The sequence below is a fragment of the Polaromonas jejuensis NBRC 106434 genome, from assembly GCF_001598235.1.
In the GTDB taxonomy this organism is placed as follows: domain Bacteria; phylum Pseudomonadota; class Gammaproteobacteria; order Burkholderiales; family Burkholderiaceae_C; genus Polaromonas; species Polaromonas jejuensis.
In genome coordinates this window covers 382,600-406,936 of the sequence record NZ_BCYO01000001.1, presented here as the reverse complement: position 1 = coordinate 406,936, position 24,337 = coordinate 382,600, and the positions used below count along the sequence as shown (strand labels likewise).

The 24,337-nt window shown below is 63.2% G+C and carries 25 protein-coding genes; 17 read left to right on the top strand and 8 right to left on the bottom strand.

Annotated elements, in window-relative coordinates; all coding sequences use genetic code 11:
* Nucleotides 1-32: 32 nt before the first annotated feature.
* The 9 genes from PJE01S_RS01815 (at nucleotide 33) to PJE01S_RS01775 (ending at nucleotide 10,673) form a co-directional block, all read left to right on the top strand.
* Nucleotides 33-833 carry a cytochrome C assembly family protein gene (locus PJE01S_RS01815; protein ID WP_068831414.1) on the top strand — a complete coding sequence of 267 codons (801 nt, stop codon included), beginning with the start codon at nucleotides 33-35 and terminating at the stop codon, nucleotides 831-833.
* The gene (locus tag PJE01S_RS01810; protein ID WP_068831413.1) at nucleotides 830-1,072 is read left to right on the top strand and encodes a PP0621 family protein; all 243 of its coding nucleotides are present in this window, start codon (nucleotides 830-832) and stop codon (nucleotides 1,070-1,072) included. The genes PJE01S_RS01815 and PJE01S_RS01810 overlap by 4 nt, the downstream gene beginning before the upstream one ends.
* On the top strand, nucleotides 1,073-2,791 hold the full coding sequence (locus tag PJE01S_RS01805) for a sensor histidine kinase (protein ID WP_157090192.1): 1,719 nt from the start codon (nucleotides 1,073-1,075) through the stop codon (nucleotides 2,789-2,791).
* A gap of 4 nt (nucleotides 2,792-2,795) precedes the next feature.
* Nucleotides 2,796-4,250, top strand: coding sequence for a sigma-54-dependent transcriptional regulator (locus tag PJE01S_RS01800; RefSeq protein WP_068831412.1), 1,455 nt, complete (start codon nucleotides 2,796-2,798; stop codon nucleotides 4,248-4,250).
* A complete protein-coding gene (gene ampD, locus PJE01S_RS01795) occupies nucleotides 4,237-4,839 on the top strand; it encodes a 1,6-anhydro-N-acetylmuramyl-L-alanine amidase AmpD (protein WP_068831411.1) in 603 nt (200 codons plus the stop codon). Before PJE01S_RS01800 ends, ampD begins: the two co-directional genes overlap by 14 nt.
* A 443-nt stretch (nucleotides 4,840-5,282) precedes the next feature.
* A complete protein-coding gene (locus PJE01S_RS01790; RefSeq protein ID WP_068831410.1) occupies nucleotides 5,283-8,192 on the top strand; it encodes a ribonucleoside-diphosphate reductase subunit alpha in 2,910 nt (969 codons plus the stop codon).
* Between the two features lie 134 nt (nucleotides 8,193-8,326).
* Entirely contained in the window at nucleotides 8,327-9,562 is a 1,236-nt protein-coding gene (locus tag PJE01S_RS01785) for a ribonucleotide-diphosphate reductase subunit beta (RefSeq protein ID WP_068831409.1), read from the top strand.
* 199 nt (nucleotides 9,563-9,761) lie between these two features.
* Nucleotides 9,762-10,256, top strand: a complete 495-nt coding sequence (locus PJE01S_RS24235) for a histone H1-like DNA-binding protein (RefSeq protein WP_084389299.1) — start codon at nucleotides 9,762-9,764, stop codon at nucleotides 10,254-10,256.
* Nucleotides 10,257-10,307: 51 nt separating this feature from the next.
* Nucleotides 10,308-10,673, top strand: coding sequence for a DUF167 domain-containing protein (locus PJE01S_RS01775; protein ID WP_245660534.1), 366 nt, complete (start codon nucleotides 10,308-10,310; stop codon nucleotides 10,671-10,673).
* 42 nt (nucleotides 10,674-10,715) lie between these two features.
* On the opposite strand, the gene PJE01S_RS01770 is transcribed toward PJE01S_RS01775, so the two are convergent.
* The 7 genes from PJE01S_RS01770 to PJE01S_RS01740 form a co-directional block, all read right to left on the bottom strand.
* Entirely contained in the window at nucleotides 10,716-11,618 is a 903-nt protein-coding gene (locus tag PJE01S_RS01770; protein WP_068831407.1) for a carbohydrate kinase family protein, read from the bottom strand.
* Between the two features lie 16 nt (nucleotides 11,619-11,634).
* Nucleotides 11,635-12,717 (bottom strand): DUF3426 domain-containing protein, encoded by a 1,083-nt coding sequence (locus PJE01S_RS01765; RefSeq protein WP_068831406.1) that lies wholly within the window; start codon nucleotides 12,715-12,717, stop codon nucleotides 11,635-11,637.
* Between the two features lie 76 nt (nucleotides 12,718-12,793).
* Entirely contained in the window at nucleotides 12,794-13,768 is a 975-nt protein-coding gene (locus PJE01S_RS01760; RefSeq protein WP_068831405.1) for a 50S ribosomal protein L11 methyltransferase, read from the bottom strand.
* Between the two features lie 136 nt (nucleotides 13,769-13,904).
* Entirely contained in the window at nucleotides 13,905-15,254 is a 1,350-nt protein-coding gene (gene accC, locus PJE01S_RS01755; protein WP_068831404.1) for an acetyl-CoA carboxylase biotin carboxylase subunit, read from the bottom strand.
* Nucleotides 15,255-15,294: 40 nt separating this feature from the next.
* On the bottom strand, nucleotides 15,295-15,744 hold the full coding sequence (gene accB / locus PJE01S_RS01750) for an acetyl-CoA carboxylase biotin carboxyl carrier protein (protein ID WP_068831403.1): 450 nt from the start codon (nucleotides 15,742-15,744) through the stop codon (nucleotides 15,295-15,297).
* A gap of 359 nt (nucleotides 15,745-16,103) precedes the next feature.
* Nucleotides 16,104-16,664 (bottom strand): TlpA disulfide reductase family protein, encoded by a 561-nt coding sequence (locus PJE01S_RS01745; RefSeq protein ID WP_245660532.1) that lies wholly within the window; start codon nucleotides 16,662-16,664, stop codon nucleotides 16,104-16,106.
* Nucleotides 16,661-17,263, bottom strand: coding sequence for a hypothetical protein (locus PJE01S_RS01740; RefSeq protein ID WP_068831401.1), 603 nt, complete (start codon nucleotides 17,261-17,263; stop codon nucleotides 16,661-16,663). The genes PJE01S_RS01745 and PJE01S_RS01740 overlap by 4 nt, the downstream gene beginning before the upstream one ends.
* A 246-nt stretch (nucleotides 17,264-17,509) precedes the next feature.
* Between PJE01S_RS01740 and mpl the strand changes: the two genes are divergently transcribed.
* Nucleotides 17,510-18,955, top strand: a complete 1,446-nt coding sequence (gene mpl / locus PJE01S_RS01735; RefSeq protein ID WP_068831400.1) for a UDP-N-acetylmuramate:L-alanyl-gamma-D-glutamyl-meso-diaminopimelate ligase — start codon at nucleotides 17,510-17,512, stop codon at nucleotides 18,953-18,955.
* 130 nt (nucleotides 18,956-19,085) lie between these two features.
* Here the strand turns inward: mpl and PJE01S_RS01730 are convergent, their stop codons facing one another.
* Nucleotides 19,086-19,535 carry a hypothetical protein gene (locus tag PJE01S_RS01730; RefSeq protein WP_084389298.1) on the bottom strand — a complete coding sequence of 150 codons (450 nt, stop codon included), beginning with the start codon at nucleotides 19,533-19,535 and terminating at the stop codon, nucleotides 19,086-19,088.
* Nucleotides 19,536-19,559: 24 nt separating this feature from the next.
* Between PJE01S_RS01730 and gspG the strand changes: the two genes are divergently transcribed.
* Genes gspG through PJE01S_RS01695 form a run of 7 tightly spaced genes read left to right on the top strand, consistent with a single transcriptional unit; the run spans nucleotide 19,560 to nucleotide 24,324 of the window.
* A complete protein-coding gene (gspG, locus tag PJE01S_RS01725; RefSeq protein WP_068831398.1) occupies nucleotides 19,560-20,012 on the top strand; it encodes a type II secretion system major pseudopilin GspG in 453 nt (150 codons plus the stop codon).
* On the top strand, nucleotides 19,987-20,469 hold the full coding sequence (locus PJE01S_RS01720) for a prepilin-type N-terminal cleavage/methylation domain-containing protein (RefSeq protein ID WP_084389297.1): 483 nt from the start codon (nucleotides 19,987-19,989) through the stop codon (nucleotides 20,467-20,469). The genes gspG and PJE01S_RS01720 overlap by 26 nt, the downstream gene beginning before the upstream one ends.
* Before the next feature lie 8 nt (nucleotides 20,470-20,477).
* Nucleotides 20,478-20,861, top strand: coding sequence for a type II secretion system minor pseudopilin GspI (gspI, locus tag PJE01S_RS01715; protein ID WP_068831396.1), 384 nt, complete (start codon nucleotides 20,478-20,480; stop codon nucleotides 20,859-20,861).
* A gap of 60 nt (nucleotides 20,862-20,921) precedes the next feature.
* Complete coding sequence (locus PJE01S_RS01710; protein ID WP_068831395.1) at nucleotides 20,922-21,602, top strand: PulJ/GspJ family protein; 681 nt, start codon at nucleotides 20,922-20,924, stop codon at nucleotides 21,600-21,602.
* Complete coding sequence (gene gspK / locus PJE01S_RS01705; protein WP_068831394.1) at nucleotides 21,599-22,579, top strand: type II secretion system minor pseudopilin GspK; 981 nt, start codon at nucleotides 21,599-21,601, stop codon at nucleotides 22,577-22,579. The genes PJE01S_RS01710 and gspK overlap by 4 nt, the downstream gene beginning before the upstream one ends.
* A gap of 12 nt (nucleotides 22,580-22,591) precedes the next feature.
* A complete protein-coding gene (gene gspL / locus PJE01S_RS01700) occupies nucleotides 22,592-23,830 on the top strand; it encodes a type II secretion system protein GspL (RefSeq protein ID WP_068831393.1) in 1,239 nt (412 codons plus the stop codon).
* On the top strand, nucleotides 23,827-24,324 hold the full coding sequence (locus tag PJE01S_RS01695) for a type II secretion system protein M (protein WP_068831392.1): 498 nt from the start codon (nucleotides 23,827-23,829) through the stop codon (nucleotides 24,322-24,324). The genes gspL and PJE01S_RS01695 overlap by 4 nt, the downstream gene beginning before the upstream one ends.
* Nucleotides 24,325-24,337 lie beyond the last annotated feature (13 nt).

Below are 24,337 nucleotides of genomic sequence, written 5' to 3'. Positions count from 1 at the left end.
TGAGAGACTTGGCCAGGCGCTAAACTGTAGCCATGATTTTAGCTTTGAGCGCTGGGTGGGGTCTTGCAACGGCGGCAGCGGCCGCGACAGCCTATGCCGTCCTTGCGCTGGCCACGCCCCGGCTGGGTGCGCGAACCATACGCGGACTGCTGCTGCTGGCCTGGTTGCTGCATGCGCTGGTCCTGGCTGACGGCCTGCTGGGCCAGCCGCCGCGCTTTGGTTTTGCGCCCGCCCTCTCCATGACCGTCTGGCTAGTACTGACCGTCTATGCAATTGAAAGCCGGCTGTTTCCGCAGCTCCAGGCCCATTGGGCACTGGCAGGGCTGGGCAGCGCCGCCGTCATCCTGTCGCTGGTTTTCCCTGGCACCACCTACCATGTGATTGCCTCGCCCTGGCTGCCGCTGCACTGGGCCTTGGGCATTGCCTCCTATGGCCTGTTTGCGGCCGCGGTGGTGCATGGCTGGCTGATGACCCGGTCCGAGCGCTCGATGCGGCTGGCCGCGCAAACCGATGCCGGCGTGCCGCTGCTCACGCTGGAGCGCCTCACCTTTCGTTTCGTGGAAGCAGGTTTTGTACTGCTTTCAGCCACCCTGCTCGTCGGCTGGCTGTTTGCCGAAACCCTTTATGGGCCGGGCCTGGCCTGGAAATGGAACCATAAAACCGTTTTTTCCGTGCTGGCCTGGCTGACCTTCGCCGGTCTGCTGATCGGCCGCGCTCGCCTGGGCTGGCGTGGCCGCAAGGCCGTCCGTGTACTCTACCTGGGCTCGGGCCTGCTGCTGCTGGGCTACGCCGGTTCACGCTTTGTGCTGGAAGTCATCCTGAGGCGCGCATGAAGTACCTGCTGGTCACGGCGCTCATCCTGGTCGTTTTTTGGCTTTGGCGCCACAACCGGCAGGTGGAAAGAGACGAAGCGGCTCGCCCCCAACCGCGCAAGCCCTCCAGCCAGGCCGGCGCAGCCACGGAGGTGGTGGCCTGCAGCGTCTGCCAGGTGCATCTGCCGCGCTCTGAAGCCCTGATCGGGGCCAAGGGCATCTACTGCAGCGAGGCGCACCGCCGCCAGGCCGGGGACTAGGTGAACTCGCATGCCCACTCATGGCTGGAGTCCGCGGAAAACTCGTCCGGGGCCTGGGTCACAGAACCCGCGCTAAGTTCCTTTGGCCGCCTGTGGCATGTCTTCATGACGGCCCGCGTCGCGATTGCCGCCGTGCTGGTCATTCTGCAGGCATTCATCTATGCCCTGGGCAATATCACCAACCGCTGGTCCATTGCGGTGTGCATTGCCTACCTGTGCGCCACATTGGCCGTGCGCCTGTGGGCCCGGCCCCGGCCGCCCGGCCGCACCTTTGACGCGCAATGGGTTTCCACCATTGGCGTGGACGTCATCACTTTTTCCCTGCTGAATTTCCTGCAGTCCAGCGGCATCAACTACACCCCGCTGTTTGCGCTGCCGGTGCTGCTGTCCTCGGTGCTCGGGCCGATTTTGCTGGCCTTCGGCACGGCGGCCAGCGTGACGCTGTTGCTGCTTGGCGACGCCTGGTGGAACGCCCTGCAAACTCATGGAGACTTCGGTGCGCGCTTTCTCCAGGCAGGACTCAGCGGCTCGGGCTTCTTCCTGGTAGCGCTGCTGGCCAACCAGCTGGCCCTGCGTCTGGCACGGGAGGAGAAGCGGGCCAAAACCAGCCAGTCGGCTGCGCGCATGCAAATCCAGGTCAATGAACTGGTGATTGAGGCGCTGAGCGACGGCGTGCTGGTGGTGGATGCCAAAGGCGTCGTGCGTTCGGCCAACCCGGCCGCCAGGCGCCTGTTGATCACGGGGCGGGCCGTGCGCAGTGCCCCGTTTGCGCTGGCCTCGGAAACTTCCTGGCAGGCACTGGCCGACCTGGTGCACCACACCTTCACCATGCAATCGCCACAGAAGGCGGACATTGGCCTCGACCATGCGGAGGGCAATGCCACCCGCCTTCAGGTGCGCACGCGGCTGACCACCTCGCGCAATGGCACGCACGAAAGCCTGTGTGTGATGTTCCTCGAAGACCTGCGTGAAATGGAAGCGCGGGTGCGCACTGAAAAAATGGCGGCCATGGGCCGCATGTCGGCTGCGGTGGCCCACGAGATCCGAAACCCGCTGGCCGCCATTTCGCAGGCCAACGCCCTGCTTGAAGAAGACCTGCAGGATGCCGGTCACCGCCAATTGACAGGGATGGTCAGGCAAAACGCGCAACGCCTGGCCAGAATTGTCGATGAAGTGCTGAACCTCTCAAGGGCCCAGGAACCGGCGCCCACGGCCCAGACAACCGTCGCAGCGCTGGACGAAACGGTCCGGCATATCGCCACGGACTGGGCCGTGCAAACCGGGGCATCGCAGCGAATGCATGTCGCGACAGCCGCCCCCCAGGCCGGCGTCTGGTTTGAGGCCGAGCACCTGCGCCGCCTGATGATCAACCTGCTGGACAATGCCCTGCGCTATGCCAGCGCCGCCCCCCATGCAATTGAAGTGAGCACCCAGATCGTGGCCCCGGCACAGGCGCGGCTATCCATCTGGAGTGATGGTCAGCCGCTGGAGAAAACGGTCCGGTCGCATCTGTTCGAACCTTTTTTCTCCTCCGAGAGTCGCTCCAGCGGGCTGGGTCTCTATATCTGCAGGGAATTGTGCGAACGCTATGGTGCCCTGATTGGCTACCAACGCGTACTGCGCGGCAACACCGAAGGCAATGAATTTTTTGTCGTCTTCAGATCCGCAGCACATCGCCTGGGCGTTCCCGGGCCTTCCTTTGACACAATGAACGCCTGAAACCATGAGCACACAAACACCTGCCCCCCAACAGGCCCATGTTCTGGTCATCGATGACGAGCCGGATCTGCGCACCCTGTACGAGCTGACCCTGCTCAGGGAAGGCTACCGGGTGGAAGCGGCCGGCGACCTGCTTCAGGCCCGCGAACAGCTCAGGGAAAACCGCTTCGATGCGGTCATCACCGACATGCGCCTGCCTGACGGCCTGGGCCTTGAACTGCTGCGCGACATGGCGGCCCAGCAGCGCCAGGAGCGCTGCGTGGTCATCACGGCGCACGGCTCGGCTGAAAATGCCGTCGAAGCCCTCAAGGCGGGGGCATTTGACTACCTAACCAAGCCTGTTGATCTCAAGCAGTTCCGCAGCGTGGTGGCGTCGGCCATACAAGGCGGCAAAAATCCGGGACTCCCGGCCAGGGAGGAAAAAAGCGTGCCGGAGCCAGGCGCGGGGACTCCCGCCGCCATGCCCTCCAGACCGGGCGAGGACTCGGCCATATTGCAAAAACTGGTGGGCGATTCGCCCGTCATGCGGGCCGTCAAGTCCCGGATTGTCAAGGTGGCCGGCAGCATGGCGCCGGTATTGATACAGGGTGAATCGGGCACCGGCAAGGAGCTGGTGGCGCGAGCGGTACACGGCTGCAGCCACCGCGCGAGCGGCCCGTTTGTGGCGGTGAACTGCAGCGCGATTCCTGAAAACCTGCTGGAAGCCGAATTCTTTGGCGCACGCAAGGGCGCCTATACCGGCTCGACACAAGACCGGCTTGGGCTTTTCCAGGCCGCCAAGGGCGGCACGCTGTTTCTCGACGAGATCGGCGACCTGCCGCTGGCCATGCAATCCAAACTGTTGCGGGCCATCCAGGAACGCACCGTGCGCCCGCTGGGTTCGCCGCAGGAAGACACGGTAGACGTGCGCATCGTCAGCGCCACGCACAAGGACCTGGCGGCGGGCGTCGGGGCCGGAACATTTCGCCAGGATTTGTATTACCGGCTCAACGTGATCGAGATTGCGGTGCCGCCACTGCGCGAGCGGCGCGAAGACTTGCCGGCGCTGTGCCATGCCCTGCTTTCAAGAATTTGCCAGGAGTCCGGATTCCGCGTGCCGGCCCTGGCGGATTCCGTCATGGAGCAACTACGCTCACGCGCTTTCAATGGCAATATCAGGGAGCTGGAAAACACGCTGTACCGCGCCGTGGCGCTTGGAGAAGGCAGCGAACTGCATTTCGATACCCCGTCCGAAGACTATGTTGTCGTTCCGGAGAATTTGCAGGATTTCCTGGACCAGCAGGAGCGAAACATTTTGACAAAGGTGCTTCAGGAAACCGGCTTTAACCGAACGGCCGCCGCGGCCAAGCTGGGTTTGAGCCTGCGCCAGATCCGCTACCGCATTGCCCGCCTGAACATCGTGACACCGGGCAACGATGACGCCCCCGACACAGCCGGCGCCGCCGATGACCCCACCTGAGCAGCAGGGCCTGACGGCCAGCACCACCCTGTGGCAAGACGGCTGGTACCGCTATGCCCGCGCGCTGGCCTCCCCCAACTTCGGCCCACGCCCCGCCGGTTCGCAGATTGACCTGATCGTCATTCACTCCATCAGCCTGCCACCGGGGGAGTTTGACAACGGCAACGTGCAGCGTCTCTTCACCAATCAGCTCGACTGGGAAGCACACCCTTATTTCCAGGGCATCCGGGGCCTGCAGGTGTCATCGCACTTTTTCATCACCCGCTCAGGCAAATTGTGGCAATTTGTAGCTTGCAGTGAACGGGCATGGCATGCCGGCACATCCAGCTACCGTGGCCGCAGCAACTGCAATGACGACTCCATTGGCATCGAGCTGGAAGGACTGGAGGGCGGCATCTTTGAAGCGGCTCAGTACGAAACCCTGACGGGACTGTGCGCGGCGATTCTTCAGGCCTATCCCATCGCCTACATTGCCGGGCACGAACACGTCGCGGCTGGGCGCAAGCAAGACCCGGGACCGGGTTTTGACTGGCCCTTGCTGCGGGATTCGCTGGCTTGCCCGACTCAGTACTTTCCCGCAGTCACCTGAGCTGTTTCAGATCCGCCACGCCTACGGGCTGGGCAGGTTCACGGGTGAAAAAATACTGAAAATTTTCCCGGAACCAGCCGCAGCAAGGCCTGGCCCAAGGAAGTCTGCGCTAAACCGCATCCGCTCTGGATTTTTCTTTTTAAAGGCTGAACCAACAAGGCTTTGGCGCTAATTTGACGGGCTGTAACCCGTCCGATCTGGGCCCTGAAATGGGGTCGGAAAGCCACCCAAACGTAACAGGGGACTCAGTCGGCGATACACTACCGGTAGTGGCTTGTGTTCCCCAAACACCCTAGGTATAGTGTCTTAGCCCTAATTCAGTTTGATGCAATTCGGGCCAGGAACGAAGGAATCAGTTCATAGACCCAACCGCTCTTCGGCAGATTCAGACAGCCCCGAACCGCACATCAAACACGCCATTCCAACAAAGCAGAGAGGAAGTCATGCAAACAGCACAACAGGCGGCAGTGCCCGCTACATCCAGCGTCTTGGCCAGCAACCCGGCCGCCAGCGACACCAACGCGCAGCCCAGCCCGCTCGCCCATTACCAGATCATTCGCCGCAATGGCGCCGTGGTTCCGTTCGAACCCAACAAGATCGCAGTCGCCATGATGAAGGCCTTTCTGGCCGTGCATGGCACGCAGGGCGCGGCTTCGGCAAGCGTTCGCGAAACGGTCGACGACTTGACCCAGGCGGTCATTCGCGCCCTGATGCGCTCGCGTCCCAGCGGCGGCACCTTCCATATCGAAGATGTACAGGACCAGGTTGAGCTGGGCCTGATGCGCGGTGGCCACCATGAGATTGCCCGTGCCTATGTGCTGTACCGCGAAAAGCGCAACCAGGAACGCGCCAGCCAGCCGCAAACCCAGACGCCAGCTGCGCCATTGCTGCATGTGCTGGATGGCGGCAAAAAGGTGGCACTGGACGTTCGCAACCTGCAGGCACTGATTGAGGCCTCCTGCGCCAACCTGGGCGCCGATGTCAAACCCGACCCGATTGTTGCGGAAACCATGCGCAACCTGTACGACGGCGTTCCCATCGACGAGGTCTACAAGGCCTCCATCCTGGCGGCCCGCACCCTGATTGAAAAAGACCCGGACTACACCTACGCCACTGCACGCCTGCTGATGCACACCATTCGCCGGGAAGTGCTGGGCGAAGAAGTGAATCAGGCGCAAATGGCGACCCGCTATGCGACCTACTTTCCGGAGTTCATCGCCAAAGGCATCAAGAATGAACTGCTCGACGAAAAGCTGCAGCAGTTTGACCTGGCTCGCCTGGGTGCGGCGCTCAAGCCGGAACGCGACCTGAAGTTTGACTACCTCGGCCTGCAGACCCTGTTCGACCGCTACTTCCTGCACGTGCGCAAGCAGCGCATTGAACTGCCGCAGGCGTTTTTCATGCGCGTGGCCATGGGGCTGTCGCTGAATGAGAAAAACCGTGAAGAGCGGGCCATCGAGTTCTACGAAATCCTCTCCTCGTTTGACTTCATGTCGAGCACGCCGACGCTGTTCAATGCCGGTACCCTGCGTTCGCAGCTGTCGTCCTGCTACCTCACCACGGTATCCGACGACCTGGGCGGCATTTACGACGCCATCAAGGAAAACGCCCTGCTGTCCAAGTTCGCCGGCGGCCTCGGCAACGACTGGACGCCGGTGCGCGCCATGGGCGCCCACATCAAGGGCACCAACGGTGAATCCCAGGGCGTGGTGCCTTTCCTGAAAGTGGTCAATGACACCGCGGTGGCGGTGAACCAGGGCGGAAAACGCAAGGGAGCGGTCTGCGCCTATCTGGAGACCTGGCACCTCGATATCGAGGAATTCCTGGAACTGCGCAAAAACACCGGTGACGACCGTCGCCGCACGCACGACATGAATACCTCCAACTGGATTCCCGACCTCTTCATGCGCCGCGTGATGGAAAAGGGCACCTGGACGCTGTTCTCCCCCTCTGACACGCCCGACCTGCACGACAAGTTCGGCAAGGAATTCGAAAAGATTTATACGGCCTACGAAGCCCGGGCCGAGCGCGGCGAGCTTAAGCCTTCCCGCAAACTGCAGGCGACCGACATGTGGCGCAAGATGCTGTCGATGCTGTTCGAAACCGGCCACCCCTGGATCACCTTCAAGGATGCCTGCAATATCCGCTCGCCGCAGCAGCATGCCGGCGTCGTGCACTCGTCCAATCTGTGCACCGAGATCACGCTCAACACCAGCGAGACCGAAACGGCCGTGTGCAACCTCGGCTCGGTCAATCTGGTCCAGCATTTGAAGGACGGCGCGGTTGACCACGACAAGCTCAAGAAGACCATCACCACGGCCATGCGCATGCTGGACAACGTGATCGACATCAATTACTACGCCGTCCAGAAAGCCCGCGACTCGAATATGCGCCACCGCCCTGTCGGGCTGGGCATCATGGGCTTCCAGGACTGCCTGTACGAACTGCGCGTGCCCTACGCTTCCCAGGCGGCGGTGGAATTTGCAGACAAGTCCATGGAAGCGGTCTGCTACCACGCCTACTGGGCGTCCACCGAACTGGCCAAAGAGCGCGGCCAGTACGCCAGCTACAAGGGCTCGCTCTGGGACAAAGGCATCCTGCCGCTGGACACGCTGAACCTGCTGGCCGCAGAGCGCGGCGGTTATGTGGAAGTCGACCGCTCCGCCACGCTCGACTGGGAGGCCCTGCGCAAGAAGATTGCCCAGGATGGCATGCGCAACTCCAACTGCGTCGCCATTGCCCCGACGGCCACCATCTCCAACATCATTGGTGTTGACGCCTGTATCGAGCCCTGCTTCGGCAACCTCTCGGTCAAGTCCAACCTGTCTGGTGAATTCACCGTCATCAACCACTACCTGGTGCGTGACCTCAAGCGCCTCGGCCTTTGGGACGAGGTGATGGTGGTGGATCTCAAGCACTTTGACGGCTCGCTGCGCCCGATTGACCGCGTTCCGCAGGACGTCAAGGCGCTGTACGCGACCGCCTTTGAGGTGGAAACGTCATGGATCGTGGAAGCGGCTGCCCGTCGCCAGAAATGGATTGACCAGGCGCAGTCACTCAACATCTACATGGCGGGCGCTTCGGGCAAGAAGCTCGACGATACCTACAAGCTGGCCTGGGTGCGTGGACTGAAGACCACCTACTACCTGCGCACCATGGGCGCGACACATGCCGAGAAATCCACCGTGCAGGCCGGCAAGCTGAACTCGGTGTCATCAGGCCCTGAAGTTGCGGGCGGCGTGAGCGCACTGGAGGCAGCGGCCGCGGCCGCACAGGCTCAGATGAATGCAGCACCCGCCACCGACATCAAGTTTTGCGCGATCGATGATCCGGGTTGCGAGGCCTGCCAATAAAAAATAATCGAATCGTGCGATGAAATTCATTGCACGATTCGATGCTATTGAACAACACTAACTTGTAGCGATGTGAATGAACACTTTTCATTTTGTATCGCTGCTTTCATAATCCCAAAGAATTGGATATCTCTATGTTGACCTGGGACGAAGAAGTCAAACCATCGTTGCAAACATCTCTCACCAGCGGCTTGCCAGACAGCCGCTCGATGGACCTTCCGCCTGTTCCTTCCGCGCAGCCCGAGACGCAAGCGCGCATGCTGCACGATGGCGCCATCTCGCAGGCTGAAGCCACCGCCGTACCGGCCGCCACGAGCAACACCCCGTCCGCCGCCGCAGCGCCTGCCAGGGCAGAGCGCGTCAGGGCCGCCGACAAACGCATCATCAACGGCCAGACTGACGTGAACCAGCTGGTGCCCTTCAAATACAAATGGGCCTGGGAAAAATACCTCGCCACCTGCGCCAACCACTGGATGCCGCAGGAAATCAACATGACGCGCGACATCGCGCTGTGGAAAGACCCGAACGGCCTGACCGAAGACGAGCGTCGCCTGGTCAAGCGCAACCTGGGCTTCTTTGTGACGGCCGACTCGCTGGCAGCCAACAACATCGTGCTGGGAACCTACCGCCACATCACGGCGCCCGAATGCCGCCAGTTCCTGCTGCGCCAGGCTTTCGAAGAAGCCATCCACACCCACGCCTACCAGTACATCACCGAATCGCTGGGCCTGGACGAGGGCGAGATCTTCAACGCCTACAACGAAGTGCAGTCCATCAAGGACAAGGACCAGTTCCTGATTCCTTTCATTGAAGTCATCTCCGACCCCAACTTCAAGACCGGTACCACCGAAGCCGATCAGACCCTGCTGAAGTCCCTGATCGTCTTCGCCTGCCTGATGGAAGGCCTGTTCTTCTATGTCGGTTTCACGCAGATCCTGGCTCTGGGCCGCCAGAACAAGATGACGGGTGCCGCCGAGCAGTACCAGTACATCCTGCGCGACGAGTCCATGCACTGCAACTTCGGCATTGATTTGATCAACCAGCTCAAGCTGGAGAACCCGCACCTCTGGACCGCAGAGTTCAAGGCGGAGATCAAGGCCCTGTTCATGAAAGCCGTGGAACTCGAATACCGTTACGCCGAAGACACCATGCCTCGCGGCGTGCTGGGCCTCAATGCATCCATGTTCAAAGGCTACCTTCGCTACATTGCCAATCGCCGCGCCACGCAAATTGGACTTGAAACTCTCTTCCCCAACGAGGAGAATCCATTCCCGTGGATGAGCGAAATGATCGACCTGAAAAAAGAGCGCAACTTTTTTGAAACCCGTGTGATCGAGTACCAGTCCGGTGGTGCCCTTTCCTGGGATTGATTGACGAAAAGTCGCTCACGGTAACAACAATAATGATTTCTAGAATTGCATTGGCCAGTGACGCTACCGAAGAGTACGCACTGGTCTTTGCTCCTGTGTTCGCAGCGCTGGGCCCGGTTATCCGCAGGCCCAACGCCGCGAATCGCTTCGCGTACTCCAAGCGCGAAGTGCTCTTTGCAACGTGATCAAGGAGAAAATGATGGCAACTGCGAAAAAACCTGCGGCTAAAAAAGCTGCACCCAAGAAAGCGCCGGCTAAAAAAGTAGCGGCCAAAAAAGCACCAGCGAAAAAAGTAGTCGCGAAAAAAGCACCGGCCAAAAAAGTCGCCGCTAAAAAAGTAGCCGCCAAAAAGGCGCCGGCTAAAAAAGTAGCGGCCAAGAAGCCAGCGGCGAAAAAAGTAGTCGCAAAAAAAGCACCGGCTAAAAAAGTCGCAGCTAAAAAAGTAGCGGCCAAGAAGCCAGCGGCGAAAAAAGCGGCCGTTAAAAAGCCAGCCGCCAAAAAGGTAGCAAAAAAAGCTGCAGCGAAGAAACCCGCTGCGAAAAAGCCTGCCGCCAAAAAAGCTGCGAAAAAACCCGCTGCGAAGAAAGCCGCGAAGAAGCCCGCTGCTGCCCCCGTTGTAGCAGTCACCCCTGCGGCTCAGACGACTCTGAATCCGCAAGCTGCCTGGCCGTTTCCAACAGCCAGCAAGCCGTAAGCAGTCCGGTCGTTCTGCTTGGAGCCCGATGTCGCAAGATGTCGGGCTTTTTTGACTCCAACCCATGACAAGACCCGCCACTGCACCCGGCGCGCCTTTTTGCGGGTGGAAAAAAATGGGGATGCGCTGATTGACGTGCACGTCGTCCCCAACGCCGCCAAAACCCAGCCGATGGGCCTGCACGGTGAAGCCGGTCACCTGGCGCTACGCCACCGGCTGCACGCCCCGCCGGTAGACGGCAAAGCCAACCAGGCGCTGGTCGAGTGGCTGGCCGCTTGCCTGGAAGTCCCGCCAAGCGCGATTGCGCTGGTGCATGAAGAAACCTCAAAACGCAGGCAGCCGCGGCTGAGCGCCCAGGCCGCAGCTCAGGCCGCCTGGAATGTGCTGCTCATGACGGCGCACCCGCCCGAAAAGTGATCGCTACAAATTCAATAGCTGCCACCACCCACCCTGATTGGGCTAGGACTCGATTTCAATCGCATCCAGGGTGTAATTCTGACCCCCACGGCTGGCGATCTTGAGCGCACCCACCCGGTTCCCCAGCGCGGCGCAGCGCGCCAGCGACCAGCCCTGCTCCAGACCATAAAGCAGCGCGCCGCGGAACGCATCACCGCAACCCGTCGGATCGACCACCGCTTCGGCCTTGACCGGGGCAATCACGGTTTTCTCCCCGTCAATCCAGACCTCGCTGCCTTGGTCCCCCAGTGTCACCACCAGGCCCTGCACCCGACGGGAAATGTCGGCACAGGACAGCGCCGTACGGTCGCTGAGCATTCTGGCTTCGTAGTCATTGACCGTCACCCAGGTGGCCAGGTCGACGAAATGCGCCAGCTCCTTGCCGTCAAACATGGGCAGGCCCTGCCCCGGATCAAACACAAAGGGAATACCGGCCGCCTTGAACTGTTCGGCGTGCTGCAGCATGGCATCGCGCCCATCAGGCGAAATAATGCCCAGCTTGATATCGCTGCGGGCCTCGATGCGGGTGCTGTGGGCCTGCATCATCGCGCCCGGATGAAAGGCCGTGATCTGGTTGTTGTCGCGGTCGGTCATGATCATGGCCTGCGCGGTATAGGTATCGCCGACCTGGCGGACAAACTCGGTGCTGATGCCCTGGGTTTTCATGCGCGCCACATAGTCGGCGCCGTCGCTGCCCACCGTGGCCATGGGCAGCGGCGTGCCGCCAAGCTGCCTGAGGCCGTAGGCGATGTTGCCGGCGCAGCCGCCGAATTCGCGGCGCAGGGCCGGTACCAGGAAAGACACATTGAGGATGTGCAACTGGTCGGGCAGGATCTGCTCCGAGAAGCGCCCCTCAAAAGTCATGATGGTGTCAAACGCGAGGGAGCCACAAATTACAGCAGACATTCAGTTCTCTATTCAATCAAGGGTAAAAAGCCAGGACACGGTAACCGGCCACACGCCAAGGCGCGGCCGGGGCGGAAGAAGACGGCGACGGCGAGGCAGCGCGGCCCTCATCGCCTGAAACTGTCATGAGCACGACGCCGGCCAGCTCGGACTGCGCCGCCAGCGTGGCGGTGCTGGCGCCATACTGCGCAGGCGCCAGAACGCGCCGCAGCACCGCCTGGTCCCGGGTGTCGGTCAGGGTCACCTCCAAAGAAGGCATTTCCAGCGCCATCGCACTGGTGTTCTTGAGCGCGAAGCTGAGGCGATACCCGTCCGGGCCGATTTTGTTGAAGTTGGAGCTGTCAATCACCAGCGACTCGATGTGACGCGGCGGCCGGATCTCACAGCGCAGCGGGCCGCAAAGCGCCTGAAGCACGGGAAGGAATCGCGGCTCCAGCGCCGCCAGGCTGTCTTTTTGCTGCATGACCCACTGCAATGCCAGCAGGGCCAGCAGCAGCAGCGACAAAATACCCAGCGACCCGCGTGCCAGCGGCTTTTTCCAAAAGGCCTTGCGCCGCGCGTCACGCACGAAAGAAACCTCGGCGACATCGTGGGCCACCGTTGAGTCGACCACGCCGGACGGCTCGAAGTCCGACGCAGTGGCTTCATCCACGGTCGCGGTGCGCACCAGTTCCGGCCGTCGCGGCGGCGCCTCGCCTTCCTGCGGCTGGCGCTCCTGTTGCGCCAGTTTCCAGCGGATGGGGTCAAAATCGGCGGCGCTGTCCTGCGCCTCCTGCATCATCTCGTCCGGCCTGGACCATGCCGGCGTCAGGTTGTCGGCGAAGGACCTCGCCGGCGCCCATGCCGCTTGCGGCGGCACGCTCGCGGGCGCCACCGGGTCCTCTGCCGGCTGCTGGGGGGGCGGCTGAATTTCCGGCATGCGTTCGGGCGCCAGGGCCGAAGGCTCCAGCCCGGTCGTGTCGCGCGGCTGCAGATGCAGGGAGGCATCAAACACCTCGGCGCAATGCCCGCATCGCACCCAGCCCTGGGAGACTTTGAGTTGATCGGTCACGACTTTGAACATCGTGCCGCAGGCGGGGCAGCGCGTAATCAGGCTCATTTAGCGCTGTATTGTAGGGGCCGTAGCCCCAAAGCCATGGCGGGAAAGCGCTGAAGGGCGCGGGTCTGAGGCGAGCTCAAAGCCCCGCGGTCATCAGTATCCATCCGTCTTCACTGTCATGCACCTGGAGCTGGCAGTAGGGTGCGTAGGCGGCCTTGAGCTCGTCGGCCTGTCGCTCCAGAATGCCGGCCAGCACCAGATGCCCGCCTTCTGCTACATGCGCGCACAGCAGCGGCGCCAGCACCTTCAGCGGCGTCGCCAGAATATTGGCCAGCACGGTCTGGTAGGCGCCGACGGCCTTGTCGGGCAAGCCCGCGTTGAGGCGCACATGATTGGCCTCTGCATTGGCGTGCGTGGACTCGACCGCCGCTTCGTCGATATCGACGGCATCGATGTCCGCCGCTCCAAACTTGGCGGCACCGATGGCCAGGATGCCTGAGCCGCAGCCGTAGTCAAGAACCCGTCCCAGTGATTTTCCCGGAGCGCCCGAACGCAGCGAAGGGCCGCCCCGAGCAAGTTCAGCCCCCTCGGGGGGCAGCGAGGACACGTCAGTGCCGAGAGTGGGGGTACCGTGTGCTGCTATCCAGCGCAAGCACATGCGCGTGGTCGGATGCGTGCCGGTACCAAAAGCCAGGCCCGGATCCAGCCGGATCACCTGCTTTGCCTGCGCGGGGGGCTCATGCCAGGTCGGCACGATCCAGAACTCGGGGGTGATCTCCACCGGTGTGAACTGCGATTGCGTCAGCCGCACCCAGTCCTGCTCGGGCACGGCCTGAATCGCCACGACCTGGCAGCCGGCGAAAAAATCCTGCGCAGCCAGCACCGACGCGGCGTCGCGCGCCAGCGCCTCGGTGGCGAACAGCGACACCATGCGCGAACGCTCCCAGCCCGCTTTGGGCGGCGGCATGCCGGGCTCGCCGAACAGCGCCTGCTCGGCCGGCGTCTGGGCATCGGCGTCCTCCACCGACACGCTGAGCGCATCCAGCGCATCCAGCGCCTCGCTGAGTGTTTCGACTTCGTCGACGGGAGCCAGCAGGATCAGTTCAAACATTATTTATCGCCAGTTGTATGCCGAGGGGTGCAGGCATTCCATTCAAGCCGGGGCCGCGGAACCGGCTTTGCCGGGCCGCAGGCGCAGCAGCCCCCTCGGGGGGCAGGGAGCTACACGAAGTGAGCGACCGTGGGGGCTAACGTTCTCGCTTGGACAGCCACTCTTCAAGGTAGTGGATATTGGTGCCGCCGTCCATGAACTTGGCGTCCACCATGAGTTCGCGGTGCAGCGGAATGTTGGTGTTGATGCCTTCCACCACGGTTTCGGCCAGCGCCGTGCTCATGCGCGCCAGCGCCTGCTCGCGCGTATCGCCATGCACGATGATCTTGCCTATCATCGAGTCGTAGTTGGGTGGCACGAAATAGTTGGCATAAATATGCGAATCCACCCGCACGCCCGGACCACCCGGCGTGTGCCAGTTCGTGATGCGGCCTGGCGAGGGGACGAACTTGTAAGGGTCTTCCGCATTGATGCGGCATTCGATCGAATGGCCCTTGAGCTGGATGTCGCGCTGAACAAAGGGCAGCCTTTCACCGGCCGCCACCATGATCTGGGTTCTCACAATGTCAACGCCCGTGATCCACTCCGTGACCGGGTGCTCCACCTGCACGCGGGTATTCATCTCAATGAAGTAGAACTCGCCGTTCTCGTAGAGAAACTCGAAGGTACCGGCACCGCGGTAGCCAATTTTCTTGACGGCCGCCACGCAGCGCTCGCCGATTTTGTCGATCAATTTGCGCGGAATGCCAGGCGCCGGCGCTTCTTCAATGACTTTCTGGTGGCGGCGCTGCATGGAGCAGTCCCGCTCGCCGAGCCAGACCGCATTTTTATACTGGTCGGCCAGGATCTGGATTTCAATGTGCCGCGGGTTCTGCAGGAATTTCTCCATGTAGACCTCGGGGTTGCCGAAGGCCGCGCCGGCCTCGGCCTTGGTGGTCTGCACCGCATGCAGCAGGGCCGCCTCGGTGTGTACCACGCGCATGCCGCGGCCGCCGCCGCCGCCGGCGGCCTTGATGATGACCGGGTAGCCGATCTGCTTGGCGATGCGCTTGATCACCACCGCGTCGTCGGGCAAGGCGCCCTCGGAGCCGGGCACGCAGGGCACGCCGGCCTTGATCATGGTCTGCTTGGCCGAAACCTTGTCACCCATGATGCGGATGGACTCCGGCGTGGGGCCGATGAACTTGAAGCCGCTTTTTTCAACCCGCTCGGCAAAGTCGGCGTTCTCGCTCAGGAAACCGTAGCCCGGGTGAATGGCCTCGGCGTCGGTGACCTCGGCGGCCGAAATGATGGCGGGCATGTTGAGGTAGCTATGGGCCGAAGGTGCGGGCCCGATGCACACCGACTCGTCAGCCAGCTTGATGTATTTCGCCTCGCGGTCCGCTTCGGAGTAAACCATCACGGCCTTGACGCCGAGTTCCCGGCAGGCGCGCTGGATTCTCAGGGCAATCTCCCCCCTGTTGGCGATCAGTATTTTCTTGAACATGCGTCGGTCAGCCTGGTTTTAAAAGGAGGCATGCGCCCGCTTACTCAATGATGAAGAGGGGCTGACCGTATTCCACGGCCTGACCATTTTCCGAAAGGATCTGGGTGATGGTGCCCGATTTGTCGGCCTCGATCTCGTTGAGGATCTTCATGGCCTCAATGATGCAGATCGTTTCGCCTTCCTTGACCGCGCTGCCGACTTCCACAAAGGGCTTGGCCCCGGGGCTGGAGGAGCGGTAGAAAGTGCCGACCATTGGCGATTTGACGGCATGGCCTGCCGGGGCCGCGGGTGCGGCATCGGCCGCAGGTGCTGCGGGTGCGCTGACGGGAACGGGTGCTGCTACCATGGCAACAGCGGGTTGCTGCATCACGACCGGAGCGCCGCTGGATTTGACGATGCGTACCTTGCCTTCGGCTTCGGTAATCTCAAGCTCAGACACATTGGACTCTGAAACGAGGTCGATCAGGGTCTTGAGTTTTCTTAAATCCATAGATTCTCTCCAACGACGGTAGATGCTGGCGCAGGAATTTCGGCACACAGCTTGTATTGACACGGAGCTGATGCGAGCGCCGATCCTCGGCCTTTTCTCGCTTACTCTCCGCTTTTACGCTCTAAAGCGCCTATCAGGCAATTATTACACGGAGTTACCAAGGGGAATCCCGGGAAAGCGCAGAGTGTACATCATGCCAGGACCGGGACAGACCGACCCCGGGCGGGTGCGTGAGGGTCGGCAAGCGACCCGTCAGATCTCAGCAGGAAAACGCAGTTAGATGCAAATCCAGCGCTTTTGGAACAATTTCTGCGTTGATCAACAAAAAATACCCGGCCCATCCTTCAGCGCCGGGTGAACTACTTCAGCTTGGCCCAGAGCGCGAGTTCTTCAGGAAGAATTTTGCCAATCTTGCGGTGAAGCAGCTCACCGGAAGCGCCAAACACCGCCGAAAAAGGCAGGCTGCCCGCCAGGTTGCCGAGCGACTTGCTCAGATCGGTCCCGCTCAAGCCGGCCATGCCCACCGGAAAATTCAGCGGCCGGGTCTGGAGCCAGGTCCGCACGGCGCTCGGCTGGTCAACGGCCAGGCCCACCGTTTGCCAGTTTTTGTCCTTGTTTTCCTGGTAGAAGTAGTCCAGCAGGGGCAGCTCTTCCACGCAAGGCGGGCACCAGGTGGCCCAAAAATTCACCAGCAAGGGCTTGCCGCGAAAGCTGCTCATGGCCAGACGCTGGCCATCGGGCGTGTCAAAGCTCAGGCGCCAGAAGGCCTCGACCGCCTGACCCACCTCGTTCGCCCCGCCGGCAGCCGGCGCCGGCACAGGCGCAGGCGCATGCGGCTGGAATTTCCACCAGGCCGCCCCGGCCCCGGCCAGGCCCGCCACAGCGGCGACACTGCCATAAAGCATATTTCTGCGATTCACTTTTCAAACTCCAAAGGGGTAGACAACAATTTTTGCACGGCGGCCAGATCGCCGCGCGGTGTACGGCCTTTGGCGTCCGGCCGCAAGGCACCGCGCAGGTCGTCGTGGTCATAGACCATCAGGTGCACACCCACCGTTTCATTCAGGGGCTTGCAGACACTGCGCAGGCTGAGCGCCTCCACACTGCCGCCGGTAAACCCCGTCACCGTGCGCGGCTCGTAGTCCACGTTGTGCTCAATCAGGGCAATTTCAGCCGATTTGGGGTCGTCGCAAAACAGCTGGATATAGATATCTGACAGGCGCGTCGCCGTGCCGTGCCAGACGGCGCCGCCCAGATACGGTCGGAACTGGCTCAAACGCTCCATCCAGACCAGGGCCAACTCGCGCAGGGCGAAAAGTTCAGCGGGCTGGGTGTCGGCGCAAAACAGCGCAATGTACTCACGCACCGCGTCTTCCAGTTCGTCGTTGTCGGGCAATTCGGTGCGCGCAGGCAGCGTCATCTGCTTGACCGCGCGGCGTTTGGCCGGGCCGTATTCGAGGCCTTCTTCCACCACCAGCGCAGCGGCGGTGGCGGCAATTTCGGATTTGAGGGTTTGCAAGTTCAAGGTCGGCCGGCTCAGAGGCCAGGGAATTGGCAGGTTAGGGACAGGTGGGGGCCAATGATTGTGCCCGGGTTAGGGGCCGGCCAGCGCCTAAAGTTCACGGTCAGCGCATTTGCTATTAAATATATAGCTTGATACGCCCGCATCTATTGCGCTACAAGCATTTTTCTCTCGGGCATTCAGGAAAACAGCGAATCCCTGCGGCCTGGGGCCATCTTGAAAGCCTCCCTAGAATACAGTCCCATGCACATACATATTCTGGGAATTTGCGGGACCTTCATGGGCGGCCTGGCCGCCCTGGCGCGCGAGGCGGGGCACAAGGTGACGGGTTGCGACAGCGGCGTCTATCCGCCCATGAGTGACCAGTTGCGCGGCCTGGGCATTGACTTGATTGAAGGCTATGGCGCCGACCAGCTGGCTTTTGCGCCCGATGTGTTTGTGGTCGGCAATGTGGTTTCGCGGGCGCGCCTGGCCGATGGCAGCCCCAAATACCCGCTCATGGAAGCCATCCTGAACAGCGGCCTGCCCTATACCAGCGGCCCGCAATGGCTCTCCGGCCATGTGCTGCACCACCCCACCCACCACGCCACCGGCCCGCGCCATGTGCTGGCGGTGGCCGGCACGCACGGCAAGACCACCACTACCGCCATGCTGGCCTGGATTCTGGAGCAGGCCGGGCTGCAGCCCGGTTTTCTGGTCGGCGGCGTGCCGCTCAACTTCGGCGTGTCGGCGCGCCTGGGCAAGGGCAACACCTTTGTGATCGAAGCCGACGAATACGACACCGCCTTCTTCGACAAGCGCAGCAAGTTTGTGCACTACCGTCCGCGCACGGCCATCCTGAACAACCTGGAGTTCGACCACGCCGACATTTTTGACGACCTGGCGGCGATCGAGCGGCAGTTTCATCACCTCGTGCGCACCATCCCCTCGCAAGGCCGCGTGGTCGTCAACGCCACTGAAGACAGCCTGCAGCGCGTGCTGGCCCAAGGCTACTGGAGTGAGCGTGTGCTCTTCGGCAGCAGCCCGGTCAATCAAAGCGGCTTCACGGCCCAGGGTGAGCCGCACGACTTCAAGGTACTCAAGGCCGGCCAGACCGTGGCGCACGTTCAGTGGGGCATCAGCGGCATGCACAACCAGCTCAATGCGCTGGCCGCCATCGCCGCGGCCGAACATGTGGGCGTGGCACCCGAGGTCGCCGCCCGGGCGCTGGCCGACTTCCAGAACGTCAAGCGCCGCATGGAAGTGCGCGGCGTGATTCATCGCCCAGGCGGCGACATCACGGTGTATGACGACTTTGCCCACCACCCGACCGCCATCCACACCACGGTGGACGGCCTGCGCCGCCAGCTCGAAGGCGGGGGGAAAGGCGGTGAACGCATCCTGGCCATCTTCGAGCCGCGCAGCAACACCATGAAGCTGGGCACCATGACGGCGCAACTGCCCTGGAGCCTGGAGCAGGCCGACCTGGCCTTCTGCCACGCCGGCGGGCTGGACTGGGATGCCCGCGCCGCCCTGGTGCCCATGGGCGACCGTGCCCAGGTGGCGGACAACATCGAGCAGCTGCTGGAGCAGGTCAAGGCCGCCGCGCGGCCGGGCGATCATTTACTGTGCATGAGCAACGGGGGGTTTGGCGGCATTCACGCCAGGCTGCTGGAAGTGCTCCGCGACCATGGGGGGGCAACGGTCTGATTCCCGCTGCCGGCGCAAAATCAACCCAGACCGGTTTTGCGCACGCTGCTTGGCATAAAACACCTTGAAGCCCTTTCTGATAAAGCACCGAATGCTATCATTTAAATAGCAATTTGAAGACCTCGCCGGATCACTTGCCGAGGGTTGGCAATTCCAGCGTGACTTCCGCGGGCGCGTTCAGGTCGGTGGCCAGCACCGCACGGCGCCCTGCCACCGATTGCAGCAACAGCCGGCCATCCACAAAAGCGCCGACCCGAAACGGCTTGGCCGTTTTACCGTCGATCGAGATCAGGGCCGCGCCGCCCTGGGAACGGTCGGCCACCACGCCGGTCAGCACGTAGCGTGTGCCGGCAGCCGGTGCCCCTATGGCCACGGGCGCCAAGGCCAGCCCCCCGCCCAAGGCACGCGCCACCGCCTGGGAATTGAGGGGCGGCGTGCTGGCCAGCGCGACCGGCAAGGCTGCGGGCGCCGCCGTGCGCCAGCCCTTGAGCCCCCAATACACCGCACTGACGGCAACCAGCGCGGACAGGGCAAACGTCACCACGCGGCTTGGCCAGCGACTGTAAGCAGTTGTCATCATGGCTGGATTATCATTGAAGCGACCATGAACACACCACACCACGCCGCACGCCAATCCCTCCAGCGTCGCCTCCTGGCCGGATTCACCCTGATCGAGTTGATGGTGGTGCTGGTCATCATCGGTGTGCTGGCCGCGTTGATCGTGCCCAATGTGCTGGACCGCGCCGACGACGCCCGTGTCACGGCCGCCCGCACCGACATCAACAACCTGATGCAGGCGCTCAAGCTCTACAAACTGGACAACCAGCGCTATCCCACGGCCGAGCAGGGCCTGCAGGCCCTCAAGGTCAAACCCACCACCGGCCCCATTCCCTCCAACTGGAAGCCCTACCTGGAAAAATTGCCCAACGATCCCTGGGGCCGTCCCTACCAATACATGAACCCCGGCGTCAAGGGCGAAATCGATGTGCTGTCCTTCGGTGCCGATGGGCAAGCTGGCGGCGAGGGTAAAAATGCGGATATTGGCAGCTGGGAATAAATCAGTCCCCACGCCTTCCGCTCAGCTCCCGGCACGTCGCAGCGCCGGCTTCACGCTGCTGGAATTGCTGATCGTGGTGGCCATCATGGCGATCGCCACGGCCGGCGTCGGATTGGCGCTGCGCGATGCGCCGGCGACTTCGCTGGAACGGGAGGCGCAACGGCTGGCCGCCTTGCTGGAATCGGCCCGTGCGCAGTCGCGCATGAGTGCCAGTCCGGTGCGCTGGCGAGCCACGGCCACGGGCTTTGCATTTGACGGCCTGAACGGCACCACACCGCCTTTGAAATGGCTCGATGCTGATGTGCAGGCAGCCACCGCTGAGGCCGTGGTGCTGGGCCCTGAGCCCATCATTGGCCCGCAACAGATCCGGCTTGTCTCGATTTCGCAACCCTCACGCAGTTTGACGATCGCCACCGACGGGGTGCGGCCCTTCTCGGTGGTGGCCGGCACACCATGAACCCTGCAATGAAAAGGCACACCGCGAACTGGCGAATCCCAGGGGCGCGGGGCTTCACGCTGGTCGAAGTGCTGGTGGCGCTCGGCATCGTGGCGGTGGCGCTGGCCGCCGGCATGCGGGCCACGGCGGCGCTCACCGGCAACGCGGAGCGTCAGTCCGATATCCTGCTGGCCCAGCTATGCGCCGAAAATGCACTGGTCAACCTGCGCCTGTCCCAGCAAATGCCGGCGGTGGGAGACAACACCGCCCCCTGCGAACAAGCCGGCCGCAATTTGGCAGTCAGGCTGTCGGTGCAGCCCACGCCCAACCCCAACTTCCTGCGGATCGAAGCGCAGGTACTGGATGGCGATGCGCGCCTGCTGGGCTTGTCGACAGTGATGGGACGGTACTGAGGCATGAGGTCCACGCCGTCCCTCTCACATGCCTCCTTTCCCGCGGAGAAGCCTGCGCTCATGGGAAAAAAATCTTCCTGGCACGCAAACCAGGGCTTCACCCTCATCGAGTTGCTGGTAGCCCTTGCCGCGATGGCGCTGATGGCTGGCTTGAGCTGGCGCGGTCTGGACGGCATGGTGCGGGCGCAGACGCAAACCCGGCAGCGTGCCGACGGTGTACTGACCCTGCAGGCCGGGCTGGCGCAATGGAGTACAGACCTGGATGCCCTGGTGCAATTGCCCGGCACACCGGCACTCGACTGGGACGGACGCGGCCTGCGCATCACCCGGCGCAGCACGGGAACACCGGGCAACGGCCTGCTGGTGGTGGCCTGGGCGCGCCGCAACATCGACGGCACCGGCCAGTGGCTGCGCTGGCAGTCGCCGCCGGCCTTCACCCGGGGCGAATTGCAGTCGGCCTGGGCCCGGGCCGCCCAATGGGCGCAAAACCCCGGCGACGAAGACAAGCGCCATGAAGTCCGCATCACGACGCTGGACCAATGGCAGGTGTTTTACTTTCGCGGTAATGCCTGGACGCACCCCCTCTCCAGCGACGGCAGCACCCCGAGCCCATTAGCCGCCACGGACCTGTCACTGCCTGACGGCGTGCGCCTGGTGCTCACCCTGCCGGCGAGCGAAGCCATTCACGGCACCCTCACCAAGGACTGGATGCGACCCAACCTGGGGGGCGGACGCTCATGAAGCGAGATTTTCTCTGCGCCGGCCAAGCGGGCGCCGCCCTGCTGACGGCCATGCTGACCGTCGCTCTGGTGGCCAGTCTGGCCGCGGCGACACTCTGGCAGCAGTGGCGCAGTGCCGAGGTCGAGGCCGCCGAGCGCTCGCGGGCGCAGGCACTCTGGGTGCTGACGGGTGCGCTCGACTGGGCGCGCCTGATACTGCGCGAGGATGCCCGCTCGGGCGGCGCCGACCATCTGGCCGAACCCTGGGCCGTGCCCCTGGAAGAAGCCCGGCTGTCCACCTTTCTGGCCGCCGACAAGAACAACAACGCGGACAGCGACAACACCCTGCCGCAGGCTTTTTTGTCGGGCTGGATCAGCGACCTGCAGGCGCGCCTGAACGTGTTCAATCTGGTGGACAACGGCAAGGTGTCCGAGCCCGCCATGCACGCCTTTGCCAAACTGTTCGACCTGCTCGGCCTGCCGCCGGGTGAACTCACCGCGCTGGCCGAAAACCTGCGCCTCGCCCTGGCCGCCAGCAGCGTCAGCGGTACGGCCGACCCGCGGACGCCATTGCTGCCGCAACGGGTCGACCAGCTGGTCTGGCTCGGCCTGTCTCCCGCCACGCTGCAAGCGCTGCGCCCTCATATCACCCTGCTGCCGGCGCGCACCACGGTGAACCTCAACACCGCCAGCGCCACCGTGCTCTTTGCCTGCATCCCTTCGCTGGACATGGCGCAGGCCCAGCGAATGGTGAGCACACGGCAAACCAGTCACTTCAAGACCCTCACCGACGCCGCCAGACTGGTGACCGATGCCGCCGAGCCGCTGAACCCGGCCCAGCACAGCGTGGATACCCATTTCTTTGAAGTGCGCGGCCGGCTCCGGCAGGAGCAGGCCGTGGTGGAAGAGCGTTCCGTGCTGCAGCGCAACGGCCTGGAAGTGAAAACCCTATGGCGTGATCATGGCCCACCGGAACGCCATAACCCTTCCTTACAATGACGCTCAACGGACATGACCACCCTGATCATCACCCTTCCCGAGGCGCTCCCCACAGCGACCACGCCCTGTGAAGGTGTGTTGACGGAGGATGGGCGAACGGTCACGCAGCGCATAGACGCATCGCTGGCCCTGCTGTCGGCGCCACCAGGCGTGGAAACCGTGGCCGTGGTTCCCGCGTCCCGGCTTTCCTGGCACCGGCTGGAGCTGCCCCGCGGCACGCTCGATAAAAAATTCTTTCAGGAAGGCGGCGCGCTGCGCCTGCGGGCCGTGCTTGAAGGGCTGCTGGAAGACCGGCTGCTGGATGAGCCGTCGCTATTGCATTTTGCGATCGAGCCCAAGGCCCGCTCGGCTGCCCCGGTCTGGGTGGCCGCCTGCAGCCGGGACTGGCTGCGCGCCTGGCTCGCCGCCCTGGAACAGGCCGGCCGCCCCGCCGCGCGCATCGTGCCGGAACTGGCCCCCACCGCCGCAGACCAGGCAGACAGCGCCTCGCTGCAGCTGACGGGCACGCCCGAGGCCGCCCGGCTCATGCGGGCCAGCCCGGAAGGCGTCATCGTGCTGCCCCTGTCGGCCAGCACGGCGGCGCTGGTCGCCTGGCCCGACGGCGCCAAGGTGGTCGCCGAACCCGCCGTGGCAGCGTTGGCTGAACAATTCTTCCTGCGCCCAGCCACCTTGCTGACACCTGCCCAGCGCTGGCTCGCGGCGGCCCAATCCGACTGGGATCTGGCGCAGTTTGATCTGCTGTCGACCCGCGGCGCGCGCACCCGCAAACGCGTGGGCGCCATCGCCGCCACACTGCTGAGGGCGCCGCAATGGCGGGCGGCACGCTGGGCCGTGCTGGCCCTGGTGCTCATCAACGTCATAGGCCTGCAGGCCTGGGCCTGGAAAGAACTGTCCGGGCTGACGGCCCGCCGTGCCGCCCTGCGCAACACCCTGACCGCCACCTTCCCCGAGGTCCGCGTGGTGGTGGACGCCCCGCTGCAAATGGCCCGCTCACTGGCCGAGCTGCAACGCCGCAGCGGCACCGCTTCGACCGCCGACCTGGAAACCATGCTGGGCAAATACCAGGAAGCCGCACCCAACGCCCGCGCGCCCTCCGCGATTGAATTCGCCGCCGGCGAACTCCGGCTCAAAGGCCTGGAAATGGCCGCCACGGGAATGACCGACGTCCCGGCCCGTTTGCAGGCGCGGGGCTACGCCGCCCGGCTGGAAGGCGACACCCTCATCCTGAAAGAGGAGACGCGCCGGCCATGAATGTGTCCACCACCTTGCCAGCCCTGCAGCGACGCTGGGACCGGCTCGCCAGCCGGGAGAAAAACCTGCTGCGGCTGGCCACCGTGCTGGTGCTGGGCGCGCTGGTCTGGCAATGGCTGCTAGCCCCCGCGCTGGTCACCCTGCGCACGGCCGATGCACAGGCAAAAGCACTCGATACCCAGCTCGCGCAAATGCAGGCCATGCAAGCCCAGGCGCAAGCCTTGCAGAAGCAGCCCGTGCTGGGCTTTGACGACACGCTGCGGGCGCTGACTACCGCCACCAAACAAACACTGGGGACTGCGGCACAAGTCAGTGTGGCGGGAGAACGCGCCAGCATCACGGTGCAAGGCGTGCCGGCGGATGCGTTGGCCCAGTGGCTAGCGCAGGGACGGCTCAATGCCCGGTCGGTGCCGCTGGAAGCCCGGTTGACACGCAGCGCCGCCGACCCTGCCACCTGGAGCGGCGTGCTGTTTATGAGCCTGCCCGCGCGCTGACCAGAACCGATTC